Raw genomic sequence first — 17,712 nt, forward strand, 5'->3', positions numbered from 1 at the left:
CCCGCGCCGGGGTCTCACCCAGGGGCCACGACTACTGTCGACGGCCGTCCGGGGAGCTTTTTCACCACGTGGTTACCGGCCATGCGGGCCGGACCCGGCGCGGCCGGGAACAACCGGCGTCCGGCGAGCGCCCGCCGTTTGCCACCGGTTCGCGACCGAGGTGGCCGACGTGTGGCACGGGGATCCACGTGGTGTTGTGTCGTAACGATTCCCGGTCGGATTCGCACCGGCCCCGGAAGGGGAACCGTAACCGGCCCGAACGAGCAGTGAATATTTCGTCGTGGTAACGGTTTCCGCATTTCCGGTAAATCCGCCGACGTTCCCACGGCGTGGGCGTCCCGACACGTCGGGACCGCGGCGGACCGTTCCTCGCGGGCCGCGGCCCGCTGCTCGAGGACGGTCGACGATCATTGTCGCCGCCCCTGCGAGTCGGATCATCAGGCCGCGCCCTGCCGGGGCCGTGGGATCGCGCACTCCCGCGCCGACGGGACGGCGGACAGCAGTTCCCAGCCGGCCCGAGCCAGCTCATCCGACAGTTCGGTCAGGCCCAGCCGCCGGCCGACGGCAGCGCGCACGGCCCTCAGATGCGTGAGCAGGGCACGGGCCTGGTCGATCTCCTCGTCCGGCGCGCCATCGGCGATCAACCGGGCGAGCGACGTCATGACATCGCTTTCCGAGGTCACAGCCTCGGCATATTCACGTGCGGCTATCCATAGTCGGGCCGCGGTGTGCTGCCAGTCGGCCATCGCGGCGGCCATCGGTACCGGGGCTGTGATGCGCTGCAACGTTGGCGTGCTCACCGTGGCATCCGTGGTGCCGGCGGGTTGACCAGCTGGCGGCGCAGCGCACGGCGCTCGTCCTCGTCCAGGCCGCCCCACACCCCCGCCTCCTGCCCGGTGCCAAGCGCCCAGTTGAGGCATTCCCGGATCACCAGACAGCGGCGACAGACGGCCTTGGCCTCCTCCAGCTGCCGCAGGGCCGGCCCGGTGGTACCGACGGGGAAGAACAGCTCCGGGTCCTCGTCCCGGCAGGCGCTGCGCTGGCGCCAGACTTCCAAATCCTCCGCGGATGGCGGCTCCTGTGTCCGGACCCGGCTCCACATGTATGCGGAGTTCACGTCCTCGAACTGGCCGCGCAACTCGCCGTCGGCGTCCAGCACAAGAACTCTTCTACCCATACGACACCGTCCTGTGGTCGCGTCGACATGACGACTAAATCGAGCAGAAGCGTACGGCCGGCCCATGTTGCTGTCTACTCACAATGTTTCAGAACGCAGGATCCGGGAATAGCACCCACGGAGACCCGCGGAACACGGAAATAAGGCCTGAAGGACAACAGTCGGTGTTCCCAGTTCGTTCGGGATGGTGGAATTCAGGGCCCGACGGTACAGCTACCGGCCAGTTCGCAGATCCGCACGATCACCGTCCGGATACTCCGCGTGTGCCCGAGTCCCGCCGCGGCGGGGTTCCGGCCGGGGCCGCATACGGGGCCGACGAATACCCACGGGGGCGGAATCCGGAAAAAATCAAGGTGCTCCTCCGCGGACCAACCAGGAACAACGACTCAGCACAGGTGACCGCGGGTCCTTAGACTCCGGTGGGGGGGTTGGCTACGTTCCGAGTACATGCCTTGACATGACGGCCAAATGGGAGAAGGTCAGATGCCTCCTCGAAGGGTTACCATCGGTCCGTTGCAGCATGCACGCCAGATCCGCGGCCTGTCTCTGGCGCGGGCAGCGGAAGAGATCAAGAGTCTCGCCGAGGACATCGGTAGACCGTGGGATGCGTTGACCGCACAGCGCCTCTCGGAGTACGAGGGCGGCAAGCGCCCAAGCTGGGAACACTGTGATCTCCTTGCTCGCTATTACTGCACGAATGTCGTTGCCCTAGGCTGGGCGTGCGACTACACCGGGCCCGAAAGCGGGGCCCTGGCACTCCTGTCCAATTCAGTTGACGATGGGGAGGCTCGATGGGCAGACGCCGATCTCGACCTTCTGTGGAGACCTGACGGATTGAACGTCGGGTTCGAGGAGGTGACCGCCAACATGGAAAGGCGGAAGTTTCTAAGTGTGTCCGGCGTGGCACTGACATCGGTCGCGCACCACTGGCTCATGACCGATTCAGCCGGGCTCGCCGCGGCACTCGAGGGAAAGCGTGTGAGCGACTCGCTCGTCGCCGGCTTCGAGCGGCGGGTCGAAACGCTTCGCCGAATGGATGACGTTCTCGGAGGAGATGACATATACGAGCTGTCCATGGCGGAGCTGCGGGTCGCCGTACGCGTCCTGCGGACCGCGCTGTACGGCCACGCCCACGAGGCACGGCTGTACGCCGTGGCCGCCGAGCTCGCCCGGCTGGCGGGCTGGGCGGCGTTCGACAGCGGCTACCACGGGGGCGCCCAGCGGCTGTGGATGGTGGCGCTACGGGCCGCCGGGGAGGCCGGGCAGCCGGCGCTGGGGGCCAACATCCTGCGCTGCATGGCCGAGCAGGCGTCCTGGTACGGCGACCCGAACGACGCCATCACCATGCTCCGCTCGGCTCAGGCCGGCGCTCGCACGGCGATGACCGCTACCGAGAAAGCAGCTATCTCCGGCGCGCTCGCTCTCGCGTACGGTCGCGCGGGTGAAAGCGCCTCGGCCGCAAGAACTGCCGAGGACGCGGTTCATCTCATCAATCAGTCCCAGCCGGCGGAGGATCCGCCGCATATTTACTGGTGCGTGCCGCCCTGTATTTCGCTGTTCGCCGGTGAGGCGTTGTTGTCCAGTGGCGACGGGGCCGCCGCGATTCCCTACCTGGATGCCGCGGCCGAGGGTCTGGCCGGTGATTTCCCACGCGCCCGCGTGGAAGCCATGACCAGGTTGGGCGTCGCGCACGTGCGGGCCGGAGATGCCGAAGCGGCGGTTCAACTCGGCCATCAGGCCGTCGAACAGGCAGCCCTTCTCGACTCCGGTATGGCTGGCAGAGATGTGGCGACGCTGTGCCGTGAGATCGAACTTACCGGATACCCCGGAGCCGCCGATCTCACGGACCACGCCCGCGTCGCGCTGACCGCCGTCGGCTCAGCCTGACGGTTCAGCCTGACGGTTCACAGGCAACACACTCATGATCCTTCCACGCCAGAGGCTCCGATCGGATCGGTTCCACCGGTCGGACGGAGCCGGCAGGCTCAGACCGCCTGATTACTGACGGCGACATCATAGCCGGTCTCCGTAACAGGAACCGGCCCCCGCTCCGGCGCCGGACAAGGCGCCGAGGGCCTCGGAGGCAGTCGGGACGACATCATCGCCCCGACTGCCTCCTTCCTTTTTGCCCCGAACACCCGATTCGACACAATTGAATGATCTTCAGAGTCATTGTCAATGATGTGATACTCGTCACACGCAAGGATCAACCCAGGACAACTCAAGGCCAAATTTTCAAGATCCAATCTTCCGAGGAGCACGCAGGGATCACATATATGATCTCCGTCGATGACTCCCGTAAGCGACGATCACAATCCTTACGGTAATGGCGATTACGGAGAGTTAAATATGCCCGAAGTGTCCCGCCAAATGCCCACCCGCGGGGTCCACCTCGACCACACCGCGAACGGGGCAGCCGGTAAGACAGCGGCGGAAGAGTCCGGATCTTCAGAGCCTTTCTGCCCCGACACCGCGCCGGGAAACTGATAGCCAGGTCACGCCCGGGCGGGCCGCCCGGGTTTGTCCACGCGATCGGACGGCCGGCGCCCGGTGGGTATGCGGTGGGTATTCCATTTCACGTGCTCCCGCCACCAGCCCGACCGGACGGCCCCACGGGCCCGCCACGGAAGAAACATGATCGATTCAGTCGCGTCCCCGGGTCGGGCCCGGTGGATACTGATCATCCGAATGCCGATCCACACTCATGAAGATCAACCAAACGGAAGACCCATCAAACAAGATCGATTTTTCTGGCCCTCGGCGAGCCGTCAGAGACAGGTCGCACCGGGCAACCGTCCCAGGACGGGCAGGGCCACAAAGCCCTCGGCGTAGGCGACTCCGATCCGGGCGCCCCACAACCGACCGAGGTTCTCGGCCATGGGAGCGAACTCCTCACCGATCGGCTGGGTGCCGCCGTGCGCGCGCAGCGCCTGGAGCTTGACGTCGAAGGTGGCCGTGACATCGACGATCGCGGTGGCCCGCACCGGGCCGTCCATGGTCAGGGAGTTGTAGCTGTCGCAGGTGTAGAGCCGGCGCGGACGGCCGGTGGCAAGCACCGCCCGCGGCAGCGCCTCGAGCACGGCCGCGGCGACCCGCCGGTGGCGCGGATGGACATCGGCGGGCGGATGGGTCACCACGATCTCGGGACAGAGCTCGACCAGCAGCTCCTGGATCTCGACGGCGAGCCGTTCGGGGTCGAGGACGTGCAGGCGCGCGCCGAGAACGCGCGCCCCCGCCGCGGCCTCGGCCATCCGGTCGGCGGTGTTGCGCAGGACGGCAATGGTGACCCCGGCGGCCCGGGCGTGCAGGGCGAGGGTGCCGCCGGCCCACAGCTCCGCGTCGTCGGGATGAGCCATCACCGCGAGCACGCTGCCCGGACGGGCTGTCCCGGCCGGCGTGGGCGTTCCAGCCGCCGGACCATGGTCATTCATACCGCTGCCCGTTCCCGTCCACCCACGTGCGAGATCCCTTCCGGATCCGGGGCCACCGGCCGAGGAGTGCAGCCACCGGCCGCGACCGCGCAGGCCACAGCCTGTGGGCCTTCGACCGGACCACGCCCTAACCCATCCCGAAATAGCTTGCGTTGATCAGGTCGGGATCGGCGGCGAGAGCCGCCGCGGTGTCGCTGAAGGCTATCCGGCCCCGGTCGAGGATGTACCCACGGTCCGCCGCGGCGAGGGCGAGCGACACATGCTGCTCGATCAGCAGAATGCCGGTGCCGTGCTCGTCCGCCAGCCGGCGCAGGACGGCCAGCAGGCTGAGTGCGAGATCGGTCGCCAGGCCGGCGGAGAACTCGTCGACCAGCAGCAGCCGTGGCCGGCGAGCGACGGCGCTGGCCAGCGCGAGCTGCTGCCGCTCGCCCCCGGAGAGCTCGCCGCTGCCCCGGTCGAGCAGCGGACGCAGGGTGGGGAAGCTCTCCAGCGTCTTCTCGATCTGGTCGCCGGGCCGACGGCCGACAGCCAACCGCAGGATCTGGCGGACCGTCAGGCCGCGCAGCGGTGTGCCGCCCTGCGGCACCACCGCCAGGCCGCGGCGGGCGAGCCTGGCCGGGTGCGCCCGCCGCGCCGGCTGCCCGAGCACGGTTACCCGACCGCCAAACGGCGCGATCGTCCCGGCCACCGTGCGGACCAGGGTCGTCTTGCCGCCACCGTTGGGCCCCAGCAGGGCGACGACCTCACCGGCCCGGACCTCGAGCGAGAGGTCGTGCAGCACGGGGACACCCGCGTACCCGCTGACGACCTTCTCGACGACCAGCGCCCGCTCCGGCCGGGCCTGTGTGGGCAGCCGTACCGTGCTGGCCGGCGGAGCGCCGAGATAGATCTCGCGGACCTCGGCGCGCTCACGGACCTCCGCCGGCGGGCCGTGCGCGACCACCCGGCCGCCGCTGAGCACCACGACGTCGTCGCAGGCCTCGAAGACCAGCTTGATGTCGTGGTCGACGAGCAGGATCGCGCAGCCACGTTCAGCCAGACGTCGTATCCGACCGGTGAGGACGGACCGGGCAGTCGAGTCCAGACCGGCCGCCGGCTCGTCCACCAGCAGCACCTGACCGCCCGCGGCCAGCGCACGGCCAAGGCCGACGGCGAGCCGTTCGTCGTGGTTGAGCATGGCCGGCTGCTGGTCCGCGACCGAACCCAGCTCCAGTGTCCAGGCGGGTTCCGGCCCGGCGACCGCCAGGTTCTCGGCGACGGAGAGATCCTCGAACAGCTCCAGCGACTGGAAGGTGCGGGCCAGGCCCCGGCGGAACCGCTCGTGCGGCGGCAGCGGGTTCAGCACCGTTCCGTCCAGGACGATCCGGCCGGCGCTGGACGGGGTGAACCCGGTGATCGCGTCTATCAGGGTGGTCTTCCCGGCGCCGTTCGGCCCGATGAGGCCGGTCACCCGGCCGGCACGCAGGGCGAACGACACGTCGTGGACGATCTCGACCTTCCCGTAGCGGACGCAAAGCCCGTCGACGTCCAGACGTATGGTCACCGGGCCACCTCGGCATGTCGGGCCAACCGTCGGGTCGGCTTCGATTGTCGCGGATCGTAGGCAAGCCCTTCCGGACGTACCACCACCAGGACGGCCAGAGCCACACCGCACAGCAACGACTGGTAGCGCGCGAGATGGCCGAAGTTGTCGAGCACCGTGAACACCACACCGCCGGGGGCCAGCAGGCCGCCCAGCATCGCCCCGCGCACGCTCATCACCCCGCCGACCGACGCGATCGCCAGGAAGAACAGGGACGCGAACACCCCGAAGGAGTCGAACGACAACCTGCCCTGACCGTAACCGATGAGGCATCCGCCGAGACCGGCGATCCCGGCGGAGACGGCGGACGCGAGCAGCTTGGTCCGGGCCGCGTCGACGCCCACGGCCGAGGCCGCCCGCTCGTTGGAGCGGACCGCGAGCATGCGCAGGCCCGACGTGGACGCGCGCAGCCGGGCCACCGCGAAGCCGCACAGCGCGAACACGGCAAGGCAGAGCAGTCCGTACTCCAGCCGTGGGAAGCCCTTCCCGGCCACGCCGAGATCGAGGCCGAAAAGCTTCGGCGGCGGGACGACCGAGCCGGCAAGCCCACCGGTAATCAACGGATTCACAAAGACGATCTCTTGGAAGGCGACCCCGGCGGTGAGCGTGACGATAGCGAGATCGACCCCTCGTATCCGCCGTGACAACGCGCCGAGCACCAGGCCCGCGGCGGTGGCCGCCGCGGTGGCGAGCAGCGGCGCGAGCGGGAACGGCACACCGAGGCCACCCTGCAACCGGGCCAGCAGGAATCCGGCCACCCCGGCCAGTGACATCTGCGCGAGGGAGAACTGGCCGGCGAACCCGGTCAGCACGACGAAGGACAGGCACACCACGGCGGCGGCCAGGCTGCGTTCCAGGCCCAGCCGATAGGGGCCGCTGAGAACAAGCAGTGCGATCATTCCGGCCGGTACGAGGATGGCGAGATCGCGCAACGGACGCCCGGTCTGCTCCGCGCGGGGCAGCCGCGCGACCGCTGACACGGCCCTGGCCCGCCCGGGTATGAGCTGGCCGCGGGTGACCGCGACGACGATGAGAACGAGCAACGGGAACAGCGTCCGTAGACCGGGCTGGTTGAGCCACGGGACGTCGTGCTGCAGGGGCAGGAGAACCGACTGGAGCATACCGAGCAGCAACGCGCCGACAATAGTGGCGCCGAACGACGACAGCCCACCGAGCAGCGCCGCCGCGAGCGCGGGAACAATGAACAGGGTGTAGGTGGACGGGCTCAGCACGCTGATCGGGGCGACGAGTATTCCGGCGAGCGCGCCGAGCACGGACGCCACGACCCAGCTCACCGCGGCGACGGCCTCCGGCCGGTAACCGAACTGTTCCACCGCCTCGTCGGATTCGGCGACCGCCTTGGTGGCGAGCCCGAACAGCGTCCAGCGGGATACCGCCCACATGATCATTCCGATACCTGTGACCAGTATCGCGAGCAGCGGACGGTCGACCGGAACGGTCACCCCGAACGCGGAGAAGGATTTCTGCGGAAGTACGGAATCAATGAACCTGTTGTCCGACCCGAACTGTAGCACCGCCAGCGCCTGCAGGGCGATCATGAGACCGACCGAGGCGACCAGGGACAGGGCCGGCGGGGCGTGCCGGAGCGGCCGAAATATGAGAAAATACACAAGCAGGCCGAGCAGCGCGGTCATGGCCAGTGACACGGTCAACGCCAGCGCAAAGGTGGGGCTGTTGGTCAGATGAATACGGGGCGGAAGACCCACGACAGGCAGGACGATGTCCCCCACGTCCCGCAGCTCCGCATACTGGTAGGTGGCGTACATTGCGAACGCGGCGTGCGCAACATTGACCACCCCCGAGGCACGGTGTATCAGCACCAGCCCAAGTCCCAGCGCCGCATACACCGCGCCCGCGCCCAGACCCAGGATCAGTGCCGCGACATACGTGGACACAGCGCTCTCCAATCGACAGGGCAGCCTGTTGTGGACCAACACGGTGCCTTGTGGGCTAAGGCAGTGTAACTTCTGGCAATATGACGCTGTCCCGCCGTGTCGTCGCAGCAGCCGCAGTCACGTTGGCCGTCCTCGCCGGGTGCACCAGCCAGCGCGGCAGCGGCTCCAACAGCCCAGGTCAGCCCGCAAACCACCTGAACGGACCGCCTGTCAAGCTCGGCTTCGTCTCCATGGAGAACACCCCGCTCGGATCGTTTCCCGAGACACGAATAGCCGCCGAGAGCGCCGTTGCCTACGCCAACGCGGCGCTCGGCGGGGTTCACGGCCGACCGCTTGAACTCGTCCCCTGTGCAACAAATGGCTCACCGGAGTCGTCCCAGGACTGTGCCAACCGGCTCATAGCCGCCGACCCCGTGGCCGTGATCGGCGGGGTGGATCTGAGCACCGAGGCGGCCATGCCGCTCTACCAGCAGGCCGGCATTCCCTATGTCAGCGGATCACCTCAGCTGAGCGGGGAGCTGAGCTCGCCCAACTCCTTCTCGCTGACCGGCGGCACGCTCACGGAACTGCTCGGAATTACCGAGTATCTGACCACCACCAAACATGTCACAAAGGTCCATGCCCTGTACGCGGACCTGCCTGGACTGCTGACCGCCGCCATCCAGGGATCCAGGAGCATTCTGCAGAAAAAAGGGGTGTCGGAGGTCCGACTGGTGCCGGAGAAAGTTGACACGGCGGACTTCGCTCCGGCTGTCAACCAGGTCGCGTCCGGAAACCCTGACGCGATTGTCGTTGTTTTCTCGGCCCAGTCGTGTGCCCGCATAGCACAGGTCGCGGGCAGCCTTCAGGTAAAAGCACCGATATACTTCGTCGGCTCCTGCGCGACGGCCGCGGTGGCGCGTGCCGGCGGCCAGGCCATCGGTAACATGAACTTCGCATCCGGCTATCTTCCGCTCGACGCCACCGGTGGCGACCAGGATTCCAAAGCATTTCGCGAGAATGTACCGGAAGCGTCGCGCTCACCATTGTCACAGGCATCTTTCTCGACCGTTCTCGCGGCGCGTTCGCTGCTCACCGAAATCACACAGACAACCCCTGAAAATCTTCGGAACGCATTTAGGGCAGCCCGGGATCATCCGAACGTGATGGCCCATTCATTCACCTGTGACGGCACCCTTATAAAAGCGTTTCCAGCGGTCTGCAACACGGCGGTACGCATTCTGCGGTGGTCGGATGGAGGGTTCGTCGACGCCACCGGCGCCTGGGTGGACGGCCGCGAGCTCATGACGCTGATCGGATGATCATCAGGCCCACCGGCCAATCGGGCCATCGTCCGACCGGCCCACCGGCACCGCTGATCGCTGGCGGTACCGGTGGGTGGGGCATCCCCGCACCCTGGCATCGAGGTAGCCGCCCCGCGACCACCTCGATGCAATCCGTATTGACAATGGTTTCCAAATCGGAGACAGTGCGGCTCGGATGAACCGCCCCCGAGCCGTCCCAGGAGGTTCCGTGTCCCTGACCGTCTCCCCCGATCTACTCGCCCAGGCCGAACGCGGCCACGTTCCGGACGACGCCTTCCTCACCTGCGTGCGCGACTCACTGCCATATGCCTACGAACTGGTCGAACGGCTCGCCGGCGAGCTGCCCGGCAACGATCGCGACTTCACGGACAACCTTGTCCCGCCGCCGGACGACGCGGCGCAGGGGCAGCTGCTGCGGGCGATGGCGAGCACCTCCATCCGGGCCGCGCTGGAACAGCGCTTCGGCGTGACGCTCGCCTTCCAGAACTGTCACCGCCTAGCCGCGTTCCGTCCGGAGACGGTCGGCGGGGAACAGTACCGGCGGTTCGTCTCCAACGAGAGCCAGGTGCTCAACCAGCAGCCGGAGTTCGTCAACTGCTGATCCCGCCGCTGGCTACCGGACCCGGCGTACCGCCGCGCGTGGGCGCGCCGCCGGGCCCGGGCAGCGGGCCCTCCTCGCCCACAGCACCCACGGTCGACCGCGTCTCCACGCGAGCCTGCCGGCGGCGGGACGGCGTCCCGATGGTGGGCGCGAGCAGCGCCGACAACGCGAAGATCCCCGAAGCGGTGAGCACGATCGCACCGCCGGCCGCCACGGACCACTGCTGGCTGATCGCCAGGCCGATGACACCGCTGGCGACCCCAATGACGACCGAGAGCACGGTCATGCCCCGCACGCTGTCGCACCACAGCCGGGCCGTCGCCGCCGGCGCCACGATCAGCGCAACCGACAGGATCGTCCCCACCGCCGGCACCGAGGTCACGATCGTCACCTCGACCAGCAACAGGAAGACGACGTCGAGCCGGCCGGCCGGATAGCCGGCCGCGACGGTCGCGTCCCGGTCGAAGGCCCCGAAGACGAGTTCCTTGGACAGCAGCGCCAGCACCACCAGTACGACGGCCGCGACGATCCCGGAGGTCACCAGGTCGTCAGCCTGCACGGTGAGGATGGATCCGACCAGGTAGGCGGTGAGATCTCTAGTGAACCCTGACTGGGCCGACAACAGCAGCACCCCGAGGGCGAAGCTGCCGGACAGCACGACGCCGGTGACGCTCGTGTTGTCGCCGCGGGCTGACAGCGCGGCCACGGCAAGAACCACCAGGAAGCCGAAAACCCCCGAACCGAGGTAGAGGTTGATCCCCAGGATCGCCGCGAGCACCACCCCCGGGAAGGTGGCGTGCGTCATCGCCATCGCGAAGAAGCTCAGCCGCCGCAGCACCACATGCACGCCGACCGCGCCGCACAGCGCGCCGACGAACACCGCCTCGACCAGGGCACGGCGAGTGTAGGAATCCGACAGCAGGTCCAGGGCGGCCATCTACCGGACGCCTCCGCCCACGTGGGCCTCCGGGGCAAGCCGGCCGGCCCGCAGCTCGTCGACGTCCGCGACCTCCTCCGGCAGCCGCGCGCCCCGCCGCCAGCGGCGCCGGACGAGCGGGCCGACACCCAACGCGAGCAGGTAGAACACGACCAGCGCGAGCACGACCGTGGCTCCCGAGGCGAGCCGCACCCCGTGGTTGATCGACGCCTCGTAGCTGGCCGCGAGCCCCAGCCAGCCGCCGAGCATGCCGAAGAGGACTGCGAGCCCGGTCACGACCAGCAGACGGTCGGAGAGCAGCCGGGCGGCGGCCGCCGGAACGACCAGGAGCGCGATGCTCAGGATCGTCCCGACGGCCTTGACCGCGGCGACGACGACCAGAGCGATCATCAGGTTCAGGACGAGGTCGAGCAGCACCACGCGGTAGCCCATGGCCTGCGCGGTCTGCTGGTCGAACGTCCGCAGCAGCAACTCCTTGCGCAGCGCGTACAGCACCAGGCCGACCGCCACGGCCACCACCGCCGTCTGCGTGATCTGGGCTGAGTCGACGGTGAGCACCCGGCCGAACAGGAACGTCGTCAGGTCGGCGGTGTAGGACCGCTGCCGCGACACGAGCACGACCCCCAGCCCGAAGAACGAGGTCAGCAGGATCGCGAGCGCGGCGTCCTGACCCACCCGCGCCCTGGCCGCGGCAACGGTGAACAGCACCGCGGCCAGGACCGCGAAGACCAGTGCTCCCGGGACGATCCCGGACTGCCCCGACACCAGGTAGCCGATGACGACGCCGGGGAAGACCGCGTGGGTGAGCGCGTCCGCGAGAAAGGCCAGCCGGCGCAGCACCACGAACACTCCGACGCCCCCCGCCAGCGCGCCGAGCAGCAGCACCTCGATCAGCGCCCGCCGCATGAACGGCAGCGCGAACGGATCCAGCAGCAACCGGCTCAGCACAGCGGATCCCTCGTCGGCGCATCATCTGTCCGGACGCTCCATGCCGACACATCCGTCGCCGACCCCCGTGCCGGCGTCCCTCCCACCGGCGGCTCCGCTGCCGGCGGACGATCCGGGAACGGCCGATGCGCCCAGGTACGGCTCATGCCGGGTAGCTCGGGGATGGTCACCTTACGGATGGTCGGCTCACGGATGGGCAACGATGACACCTTCGCCCCGCAGCTCGAGCGCGGCGCTGCCGTAGGCCGCCCGCAGCCGCTCGGGGGTGAGCGTCGCCGCGGTCGGGCCGAAACCGAACTGGTGCCGGTTGACCAGGCAGACGTCATCACAGGCCAAGTGCGCCAGGGACAGGTCGTGGGTGCTGATGACAACGGTGGTACCGGCCGCGCGCAGACCATCGATCGCTGACAGCAGCGCCTGCTGGGAGAGCGTGTCCACCCCGTTGAACGGCTCGTCCAGCAGCAACAGCCTGGGCTGCTGGGTCATCGCCCGGGCGAGCAGCACCCGCTGCCGCTGACCACCGGACAAGGTGCCGAAACGGTCGCCACCGCGGTGGGCGAGCCCCACCGCGGCCAGCGCCTCGGCGGCGATCAGCCGGTCGGACCGGCGCGGCCGGCGTACCCAGCCGATCTGGCGGTAACGGCCCATCAGCACGACCTGGCTGACGGAGACCGGAAAATCCGGATTCAGGACGTCGGCCTGCGGGACGTAGGCGACGTCCTGACGGGCCCGGGCCGGTGTCCGGCCGAGTACCTGGATGCGGCCTCGGACGACCGGGACGAGCCCGAGGATCGCCTTGATCAGGGTCGACTTGCCGCCCCCGTTCGGGCCGATGAGGGCAACCATGTGCCCCGCGCGCACCACCCCGTCCACGTCCTCGAGGACGGGCAGCCGGCCGTAGGCGACGCTGGCGCGATCGAAGACCACAGCGGAGGAGGGACTGTCGTCAGCGTTCACAGGGACTGCGCCGACGCCGACGCTGGCGCTGGCGCTGACCTGGGAGTCGGCCACCTGTTGCTTCACTTCACCATGCCTCACCTCAGACCCCGACGGCCTGTCGCGGTTCACAACTTCAGCAGCCCCGTCCCGGACCGGCCCCGCTCCAGCCCATCCGAAGGATCCTCAGACCCGGGTCAGGTCCCACCTCGCCCCCCTGCCGGCCCCCGTGCCAGCCGTCACATCAACGCATCATTGCAGCTCATTTCAGAGCGTTGACGATTGTCCTGGTGTTGTGCTCCTCCATCTGCAGGTAGATCGCACCGTCCGAGCCCTGCGGGCCAAGGGTGTCGCCGTACAGGGAGTCCTCACCTGCCACCACCTTGACGCCGGCCTCCCGACCGATCGTCTCAGCCGTGTTCGGCGGCAGCGACGACTCGGAGAAGACCGCTTTGGCCCCGGTAGTTTTGATCTTGTCCACGAGATCACTGATGTCGCGACCGGACAGCTCCGCCGACGTGTCGAAACTCGGGATGATCGACCCGACAAAGGTCAGCTGGTACCGGTCGACGTAGTAGCCGAACGCGTCATGATTGGTCACCAGCTTGCGGTTGGCGGGCGGCAGCGAGTCGATCTGTCGCCTGATGTCGGCGTCCAGCGCGTCGAGCCTGCCGTCGTAGGCGGCGCGGTTGGCCTGGTAGGCGGCGGCCCCGGCCGGGTCCGCGGCGGTGAACGCCTGCTCGATGTTGGCAGTCATGATCTTGACGTTGAGCGGGTTGTGCCAAACGTGCGGATCCCCGTCCTTCTCCTCCTCCTCACCGCTGCCCGGACGGATCTTCACATCCCGGCTGGCGTCGACCCGGGTGCCCTCGAAACCCGCGGAAGCGATCGTCTCGTCGAGCCACTTCTCCAGGCCGACACCGTTGGCCACCAGCACGTCGGCCTCACCGATCGCCTTGACATCGGCCGGTGAGGGCTCGTAGTCGTGCGGGTCGACGTTGGGCCGCAGGATCTGTGTCACCTGGACCCGGTCGCCGCCCACCGCCCGCACGAAGTCGGCGACCTGGGTGGTCGTGGCCACCACCTGGAGCTTCTCCGGCGGCGCCGCCGACGCGGACCCATCGTCATCATCGGAGCCACAGCCGGCGACGAACAGGGCGAGCAGCGCGAGCAGCGCGAGACCGGCAGCGCGGTGGACGCTGACGACGCCTGCGGACGAACGAATCCGGGACATACGTGGGACGACTCCATCCTGGGGACGACAACCACGTAATGGAAACGGTTCCCGGTTCGGGTGTCAAATCGGACCGTCACCACCCACCCGGACACCACCCACCCTCCCGGGCACCAGCCCGGCATTCCGGGACGCGCGACAAACATATGATCACGAAAAGCGACCACCCGGAGTTCCCCTGGAGCGCGGACCCGCCCCCACTGCGCACAACCCCGGGCACGTAAACACTCAGGGCACGTAACACCCACGGCGCATGACCTGGCGACGCGCGGCCGGCGGCAGATCGTCCGGCTGTTGGCGCGGCCCCTACCGGGCCGACACAGCATCACACCTGAACAATCGTGAAGCCTTACACCAGCCATCCCGTCGCCGAACGGCCCGGACCGGCGGCCCCGGAACAGTTCGCCGGGCCCGACCAACGGCCGGATTTCGCTTCTCGACGGGCGGATGTTTCCGGACACGTTCGTGACGGCGCGTCCGAAAAACATCCGAAAGGCCTCTCCAGGCCGGTTGCTCCCGGCCGGCTACGGGACGAAACCGAAGCCGTGCGCCCGGCCCGCGGCCGTCACCGGCCGGTGTTGTGGATAATCTGCCGCGGTTCCACCCGAACCATGATTCGCTGTTCGTCCGGCCGGCGGAAAGGATAGCTGTCCACGCCGAGATACTTCTTCGCGAGACGATCGATGACGGCGTCGGCGCTGTCGATCTCGAGGCGGGCCGTCCCTGAGACGCTGACCAGGTGGTAGGCGTCCTCCGGGTCGAGCACACCGATCGAGACCCGCGGATCCTTGCGCAGGTGCCGTTCCTTGGCCCGACCGACCGCCGTGTTGAAAATGATCTCGTCGCCGTCCACGTCGACCCAGACGACCGTGCTGTGCGGCGACCCGTCCGGGCGCAGGGTGGTCACCCAGGCGTACACCGGCCGGCTCAGCAGATTCCGGGCATCCTCGTTGAGTGTGGCCATCGAGTTCCTCTCCGCTCGACATCGAGGTCAGGTTCAGGATAATCCCAGACCCGCCGAGAAAATTTCCGATCGAAACCAGGAACACGCCCGGAATTTTGCACCCGCCGGACGAGCTGGCCGGAAAAACCGAATGGAATATCCGAAAAGGCTTCCAGCGCCCAGGAAAAGGCATGTTCGACCACAAAACGGCGATCGGACGGGCACCACACGGAGCGGGCTGACGGAATCGCGGCCGGGACAGGCTCGGTCGCACCCGGCCGCGCAGGCGCGTAAAGACTGTCGTAAAGACTGTTCGGTCACATGGCCGTCCGGCCACGTGAAGAACGCGTTTCGAGCCGTGTTTCCAGGCGTCGATGGTCCCGAAGAGACCGCTCTCGCGGATGTCACGTGCTGGACGACGGCCCACCGACCAGCACACCGAAGCCGGCGTCGATGCGGATCAGCGCCCCCGTGACGCCTCGCATACCCGCGTCGACGGTCTGCGCGATCACCACGGCGATGTCCTCGGGCTCGAGTACGCGCCCCAGGATCGAGTGGTCCTCGAGATGCTTCTCGCGCTCGGGTGTGAGGACCGCGGCGGTCGCCTCGGTGCGAACGCCGCCCGGGGCGATCGTGTTGACCGTGACCCCGTACACCGCCGCTTCCGCGGCGACATGGCGGCTGAAGGTGTTCAGCGCCGACTTCGCCGTCGAGTGGGCGAGCCTGCCGGGCCCGACGTAGTCGGCGGCGGTGCTGGAGACGTACACGATCCGGCCGCCGCCATGGCGTCGCATCGCGGCCAGTACGTGCTGGGTAACGAAGAAGGCCCCGGCGAGCTCACCGCTGACCTTGTCGATGAAGTCCTTCCATGCCAGGGACGCAAACGGGGCGAACGGCGGGGCCACGGTGTTGGCGTTGCAGACCAGCACATCGATGTGGCCACGGTCAGCCAGGACGGTGTCGACCATCCGCTCGACCTGATCATGATCGCAGACGTCGGCCTGGACGCACTCGGCCGTCGCCCCCGCGGCCGCGATGTCGAGGGCGACCGCGCGGGCGGCATCGGCGTTGCTCCGAAAATTGATCACTACGTGGTAGCCGCGGCGGCCCAGTTCGCGTGCTGTCGCCGCGCCGATGCCGCGGCCTCCACCGGTGACCAGCGCCACCTCACGTGATCCATTCATCGCGCCTCCGTCCCAGGCCCCCGACTCGACTCTCTGGTGTCGCCCCTCTGGTAACCAGAGTATAGGAGCTTACTTTTAGTAAGAAGCGATACCCGGGTATGCTCTGTGGCGTGTCGGCACGTCCGCAGCCCCCCGAGAGCCTCCCGGGAGGTACAGCCGACGACGCGTTCCGCAGCGACTGCCTCGCTCGCGTGGTGCTCGACCACGTCACCAGCCGTTGGGGCGTGCTGGTCCTCACCGGGCTGGCCACTGGTCCGCTCCGGTTCCACGAACTGCGGACGAAGATCGAAGGAATCAGCGAGAAGATGCTCTCCCAGACGCTGCGCACCCTCGTCCGGGACGGCCTGGTCGAGCGCACGGTGGAGCCCTCGTCCCCACCCAGGGTCAGCTACAGCCTCACCCCGCTTGGCGAGGGGCTGACCCGGCCCCTCCAGCAACTGTTCATCTGGATCCGGGACCACGCCCAGCTGGTCAGCGCCGCGCAGGACCGCCACGACACGCGATCAGACGGCCAGTCCGACTGAAACCGCGCCGGAGGCCGGACGCCCGGTTCCTCGCATCGCCCGCCCCGCCAGCGGCCCGGCGGGCCGGGCCCTCTCGTACGAGCACCTATCCGACCGGTAGGGAAATTTTTCCTTTTTCTGAACAAATATTACAAACGGTCGCCTGTCGAGCGGACAGCCCCGGACACGGCGGGAGCGCGACATCGCCGTCCACTGTCAGATAGGCGACAGTTTCCAGGAAGGTACTCGGAAGACAGCCGCCGATTACTCGGCAGCCGCTCCAGGCACCGACACCACGACTCCTAGCAGTCATCGCATAGAGCTGCCAGCAACTGTTACTCTGCGTAAGAGATTGGATCCAGTGAGCGGTTGATTTGGCGCTTATCAGTTCAAGGAGCGGAGATGCGCTGGGGTCGGGGTCAGCGGGTCGGAGCCGGCGAATCGGGCTGTGGGCTCCCACGATGACCGCGCGATCACATCGCCAGCCGCGGCCGAAGCTCCGGACGGCCGGCTGCTTCGCCTCCGGGACGGCTGGCCGGAACGCAGCCACCGATCGGGGCGCGTCCAGTGGACGCGGGCCGACACGGCCGGCGATCCGGCCGGTCTCCCGCACCATGGAGGGCAGCGGGGTCCCCAGACGGCGTGACCGGGGATCCGTGCCGTCGCCCGGTGACGGCACGGATGGTGGTGGCCGGGAAAAGCCCTGGTTCCCCGCGCACCGAAAAATCGAAGACGACGTGACCATGCTTCTTTTCGCGCCGCCGGCGACCGAAAATCCCCGGTTCACCGAGTGGGAGCGCCCGAGAACAGGGCATTCGATCAACCAGCGGCGACCGGGTGGATACCTCCGTAAATCGATGTATCCGTATACAGACACGCCAGGCCGACATCGACCTCGGCCGTGACCGGGCCCCTGGCAGCAACCGAATGCTCCGCACTCCAGAAAGGACCACATGACAACACTGACGGAGCGAGCTGGCCGGCCGAGCGGATCCGCCCTTCTCGCTGACGCCTCC

The 17,712-nt window shown here is 68.0% G+C and carries 15 protein-coding genes; 4 read left to right on the top strand and 11 right to left on the bottom strand.

What is annotated here, in order from left to right; genetic code table 11:
- Nucleotides 1–437: 437 nt before the first annotated feature.
- Both CM1CMNOD_RS19595 and CM1CMNOD_RS19600 read right to left on the bottom strand, forming a co-directional pair.
- The gene (locus CM1CMNOD_RS19595) at nucleotides 438–800 is read right to left on the bottom strand and encodes a hypothetical protein (RefSeq protein WP_013875328.1); all 363 of its coding nucleotides are present in this window, start codon (nucleotides 798–800) and stop codon (nucleotides 438–440) included.
- Nucleotides 797–1,102, bottom strand: a complete 306-nt coding sequence (locus CM1CMNOD_RS19600; RefSeq protein WP_047223131.1) for a WhiB family transcriptional regulator — start codon at nucleotides 1,100–1,102, stop codon at nucleotides 797–799. The genes CM1CMNOD_RS19595 and CM1CMNOD_RS19600 overlap by 4 nt, the downstream gene beginning before the upstream one ends.
- Before the next feature lie 558 nt (nucleotides 1,103–1,660).
- On the opposite strand from CM1CMNOD_RS19600, the gene CM1CMNOD_RS19605 reads away from it, so the two are divergent.
- Nucleotides 1,661–3,064 carry a hypothetical protein gene (locus CM1CMNOD_RS19605; protein ID WP_013875330.1) on the top strand — a complete coding sequence of 468 codons (1,404 nt, stop codon included), beginning with the start codon at nucleotides 1,661–1,663 and terminating at the stop codon, nucleotides 3,062–3,064.
- 881 nt (nucleotides 3,065–3,945) lie between these two features.
- Here CM1CMNOD_RS19605 and CM1CMNOD_RS19610 read toward each other — a convergent pair.
- The 3 genes from CM1CMNOD_RS19610 to CM1CMNOD_RS19620 all read right to left on the bottom strand — a co-directional run bounded on the left by CM1CMNOD_RS19610 (nucleotide 3,946) and on the right by CM1CMNOD_RS19620 (nucleotide 8,106).
- The gene (locus tag CM1CMNOD_RS19610) at nucleotides 3,946–4,608 is read right to left on the bottom strand and encodes a PIG-L deacetylase family protein (protein ID WP_013875332.1); all 663 of its coding nucleotides are present in this window, start codon (nucleotides 4,606–4,608) and stop codon (nucleotides 3,946–3,948) included.
- Between the two features lie 127 nt (nucleotides 4,609–4,735).
- Nucleotides 4,736–6,151 carry an ATP-binding cassette domain-containing protein gene (locus tag CM1CMNOD_RS19615; RefSeq protein WP_013875333.1) on the bottom strand — a complete coding sequence of 472 codons (1,416 nt, stop codon included), beginning with the start codon at nucleotides 6,149–6,151 and terminating at the stop codon, nucleotides 4,736–4,738.
- Nucleotides 6,148–8,106, bottom strand: coding sequence for an ABC transporter permease subunit (locus CM1CMNOD_RS19620; RefSeq protein WP_013875334.1), 1,959 nt, complete (start codon nucleotides 8,104–8,106; stop codon nucleotides 6,148–6,150). The genes CM1CMNOD_RS19615 and CM1CMNOD_RS19620 overlap by 4 nt, the downstream gene beginning before the upstream one ends.
- Nucleotides 8,107–8,186: 80 nt before the next feature.
- Between CM1CMNOD_RS19620 and CM1CMNOD_RS19625 the strand changes: the two genes are divergently transcribed.
- Entirely contained in the window at nucleotides 8,187–9,407 is a 1,221-nt protein-coding gene (locus tag CM1CMNOD_RS19625) for an ABC transporter substrate-binding protein (protein ID WP_013875335.1), read from the top strand.
- 211 nt (nucleotides 9,408–9,618) lie between these two features.
- Nucleotides 9,619–10,011, top strand: a complete 393-nt coding sequence (locus CM1CMNOD_RS19630; RefSeq protein WP_013875336.1) for an SCO5389 family protein — start codon at nucleotides 9,619–9,621, stop codon at nucleotides 10,009–10,011.
- On the opposite strand, the gene CM1CMNOD_RS19635 is transcribed toward CM1CMNOD_RS19630, so the two are convergent.
- The 6 genes from CM1CMNOD_RS19635 to CM1CMNOD_RS19660 all read right to left on the bottom strand — a co-directional run bounded on the left by CM1CMNOD_RS19635 (nucleotide 10,001) and on the right by CM1CMNOD_RS19660 (nucleotide 16,193).
- On the bottom strand, nucleotides 10,001–10,948 hold the full coding sequence (locus tag CM1CMNOD_RS19635; protein ID WP_013875337.1) for a metal ABC transporter permease: 948 nt from the start codon (nucleotides 10,946–10,948) through the stop codon (nucleotides 10,001–10,003). The genes CM1CMNOD_RS19630 and CM1CMNOD_RS19635 overlap by 11 nt on opposite strands.
- Complete coding sequence (locus CM1CMNOD_RS19640; RefSeq protein WP_013875338.1) at nucleotides 10,949–11,896, bottom strand: metal ABC transporter permease; 948 nt, start codon at nucleotides 11,894–11,896, stop codon at nucleotides 10,949–10,951. It lies immediately after the preceding gene.
- Nucleotides 11,897–12,082: 186 nt separating this feature from the next.
- Nucleotides 12,083–12,919 carry a metal ABC transporter ATP-binding protein gene (locus CM1CMNOD_RS19645; protein ID WP_013875339.1) on the bottom strand — a complete coding sequence of 279 codons (837 nt, stop codon included), beginning with the start codon at nucleotides 12,917–12,919 and terminating at the stop codon, nucleotides 12,083–12,085.
- A gap of 175 nt (nucleotides 12,920–13,094) precedes the next feature.
- Nucleotides 13,095–14,066, bottom strand: a complete 972-nt coding sequence (locus CM1CMNOD_RS19650) for a metal ABC transporter substrate-binding protein (protein ID WP_013875340.1) — start codon at nucleotides 14,064–14,066, stop codon at nucleotides 13,095–13,097.
- Between the two features lie 565 nt (nucleotides 14,067–14,631).
- Nucleotides 14,632–15,030, bottom strand: coding sequence for a PPOX class F420-dependent oxidoreductase (locus tag CM1CMNOD_RS19655; RefSeq protein WP_013875341.1), 399 nt, complete (start codon nucleotides 15,028–15,030; stop codon nucleotides 14,632–14,634).
- A 383-nt stretch (nucleotides 15,031–15,413) separates the two neighbouring features.
- Nucleotides 15,414–16,193: an SDR family NAD(P)-dependent oxidoreductase gene (locus CM1CMNOD_RS19660; protein WP_013875342.1), complete on the bottom strand. Its 780-nt coding sequence runs from the start codon at nucleotides 16,191–16,193 to the stop codon at nucleotides 15,414–15,416.
- A 98-nt stretch (nucleotides 16,194–16,291) separates the two neighbouring features.
- Here CM1CMNOD_RS19660 and CM1CMNOD_RS19665 point away from each other — a divergent pair, with 98 nt between their 5' ends.
- The gene (locus CM1CMNOD_RS19665) at nucleotides 16,292–16,717 is read left to right on the top strand and encodes a winged helix-turn-helix transcriptional regulator (protein WP_013875343.1); all 426 of its coding nucleotides are present in this window, start codon (nucleotides 16,292–16,294) and stop codon (nucleotides 16,715–16,717) included.
- The last annotated feature ends 995 nt before the right edge of the window (nucleotides 16,718–17,712 follow it).

This window comes from Protofrankia symbiont of Coriaria myrtifolia, assembly GCF_900634755.1.
In the GTDB taxonomy this organism is placed as follows: Bacteria; Actinomycetota; Actinomycetes; order Frankiales; family Frankiaceae; genus Protofrankia; species Protofrankia coriariae.

Bases quoted from the DNA above. Each gene is read 5' to 3' on its own strand.
- CM1CMNOD_RS19635 (WP_013875337.1), bottom strand. From the start codon at position 10,948: ATGGCCGCCCTGGACCTGCTGTCGGATTCCTACACTCGCCGTGCCCTG.
- CM1CMNOD_RS19650 (WP_013875340.1), bottom strand. From the start codon at position 14,066: ATGTCCCGGATTCGTTCGTCCGCAGGCGTCGTCAGCGTCCACCGCGCT.
- CM1CMNOD_RS19625 (WP_013875335.1), top strand. From the start codon at position 8,187: ATGACGCTGTCCCGCCGTGTCGTCGCAGCAGCCGCAGTCACGTTGGCC.
- CM1CMNOD_RS19605 (WP_013875330.1), top strand. From the start codon at position 1,661: ATGCCTCCTCGAAGGGTTACCATCGGTCCGTTGCAGCATGCACGCCAG.
- CM1CMNOD_RS19665 (WP_013875343.1), top strand. From the start codon at position 16,292: ATGCTCTGTGGCGTGTCGGCACGTCCGCAGCCCCCCGAGAGCCTCCCG.
- CM1CMNOD_RS19655 (WP_013875341.1), bottom strand. From the start codon at position 15,030: ATGGCCACACTCAACGAGGATGCCCGGAATCTGCTGAGCCGGCCGGTG.
- CM1CMNOD_RS19610 (WP_013875332.1), bottom strand. From the start codon at position 4,608: ATGAATGACCATGGTCCGGCGGCTGGAACGCCCACGCCGGCCGGGACA.
- CM1CMNOD_RS19660 (WP_013875342.1), bottom strand. From the start codon at position 16,193: ATGAATGGATCACGTGAGGTGGCGCTGGTCACCGGTGGAGGCCGCGGC.
- CM1CMNOD_RS19600 (WP_047223131.1), bottom strand. From the start codon at position 1,102: ATGTGGAGCCGGGTCCGGACACAGGAGCCGCCATCCGCGGAGGATTTG.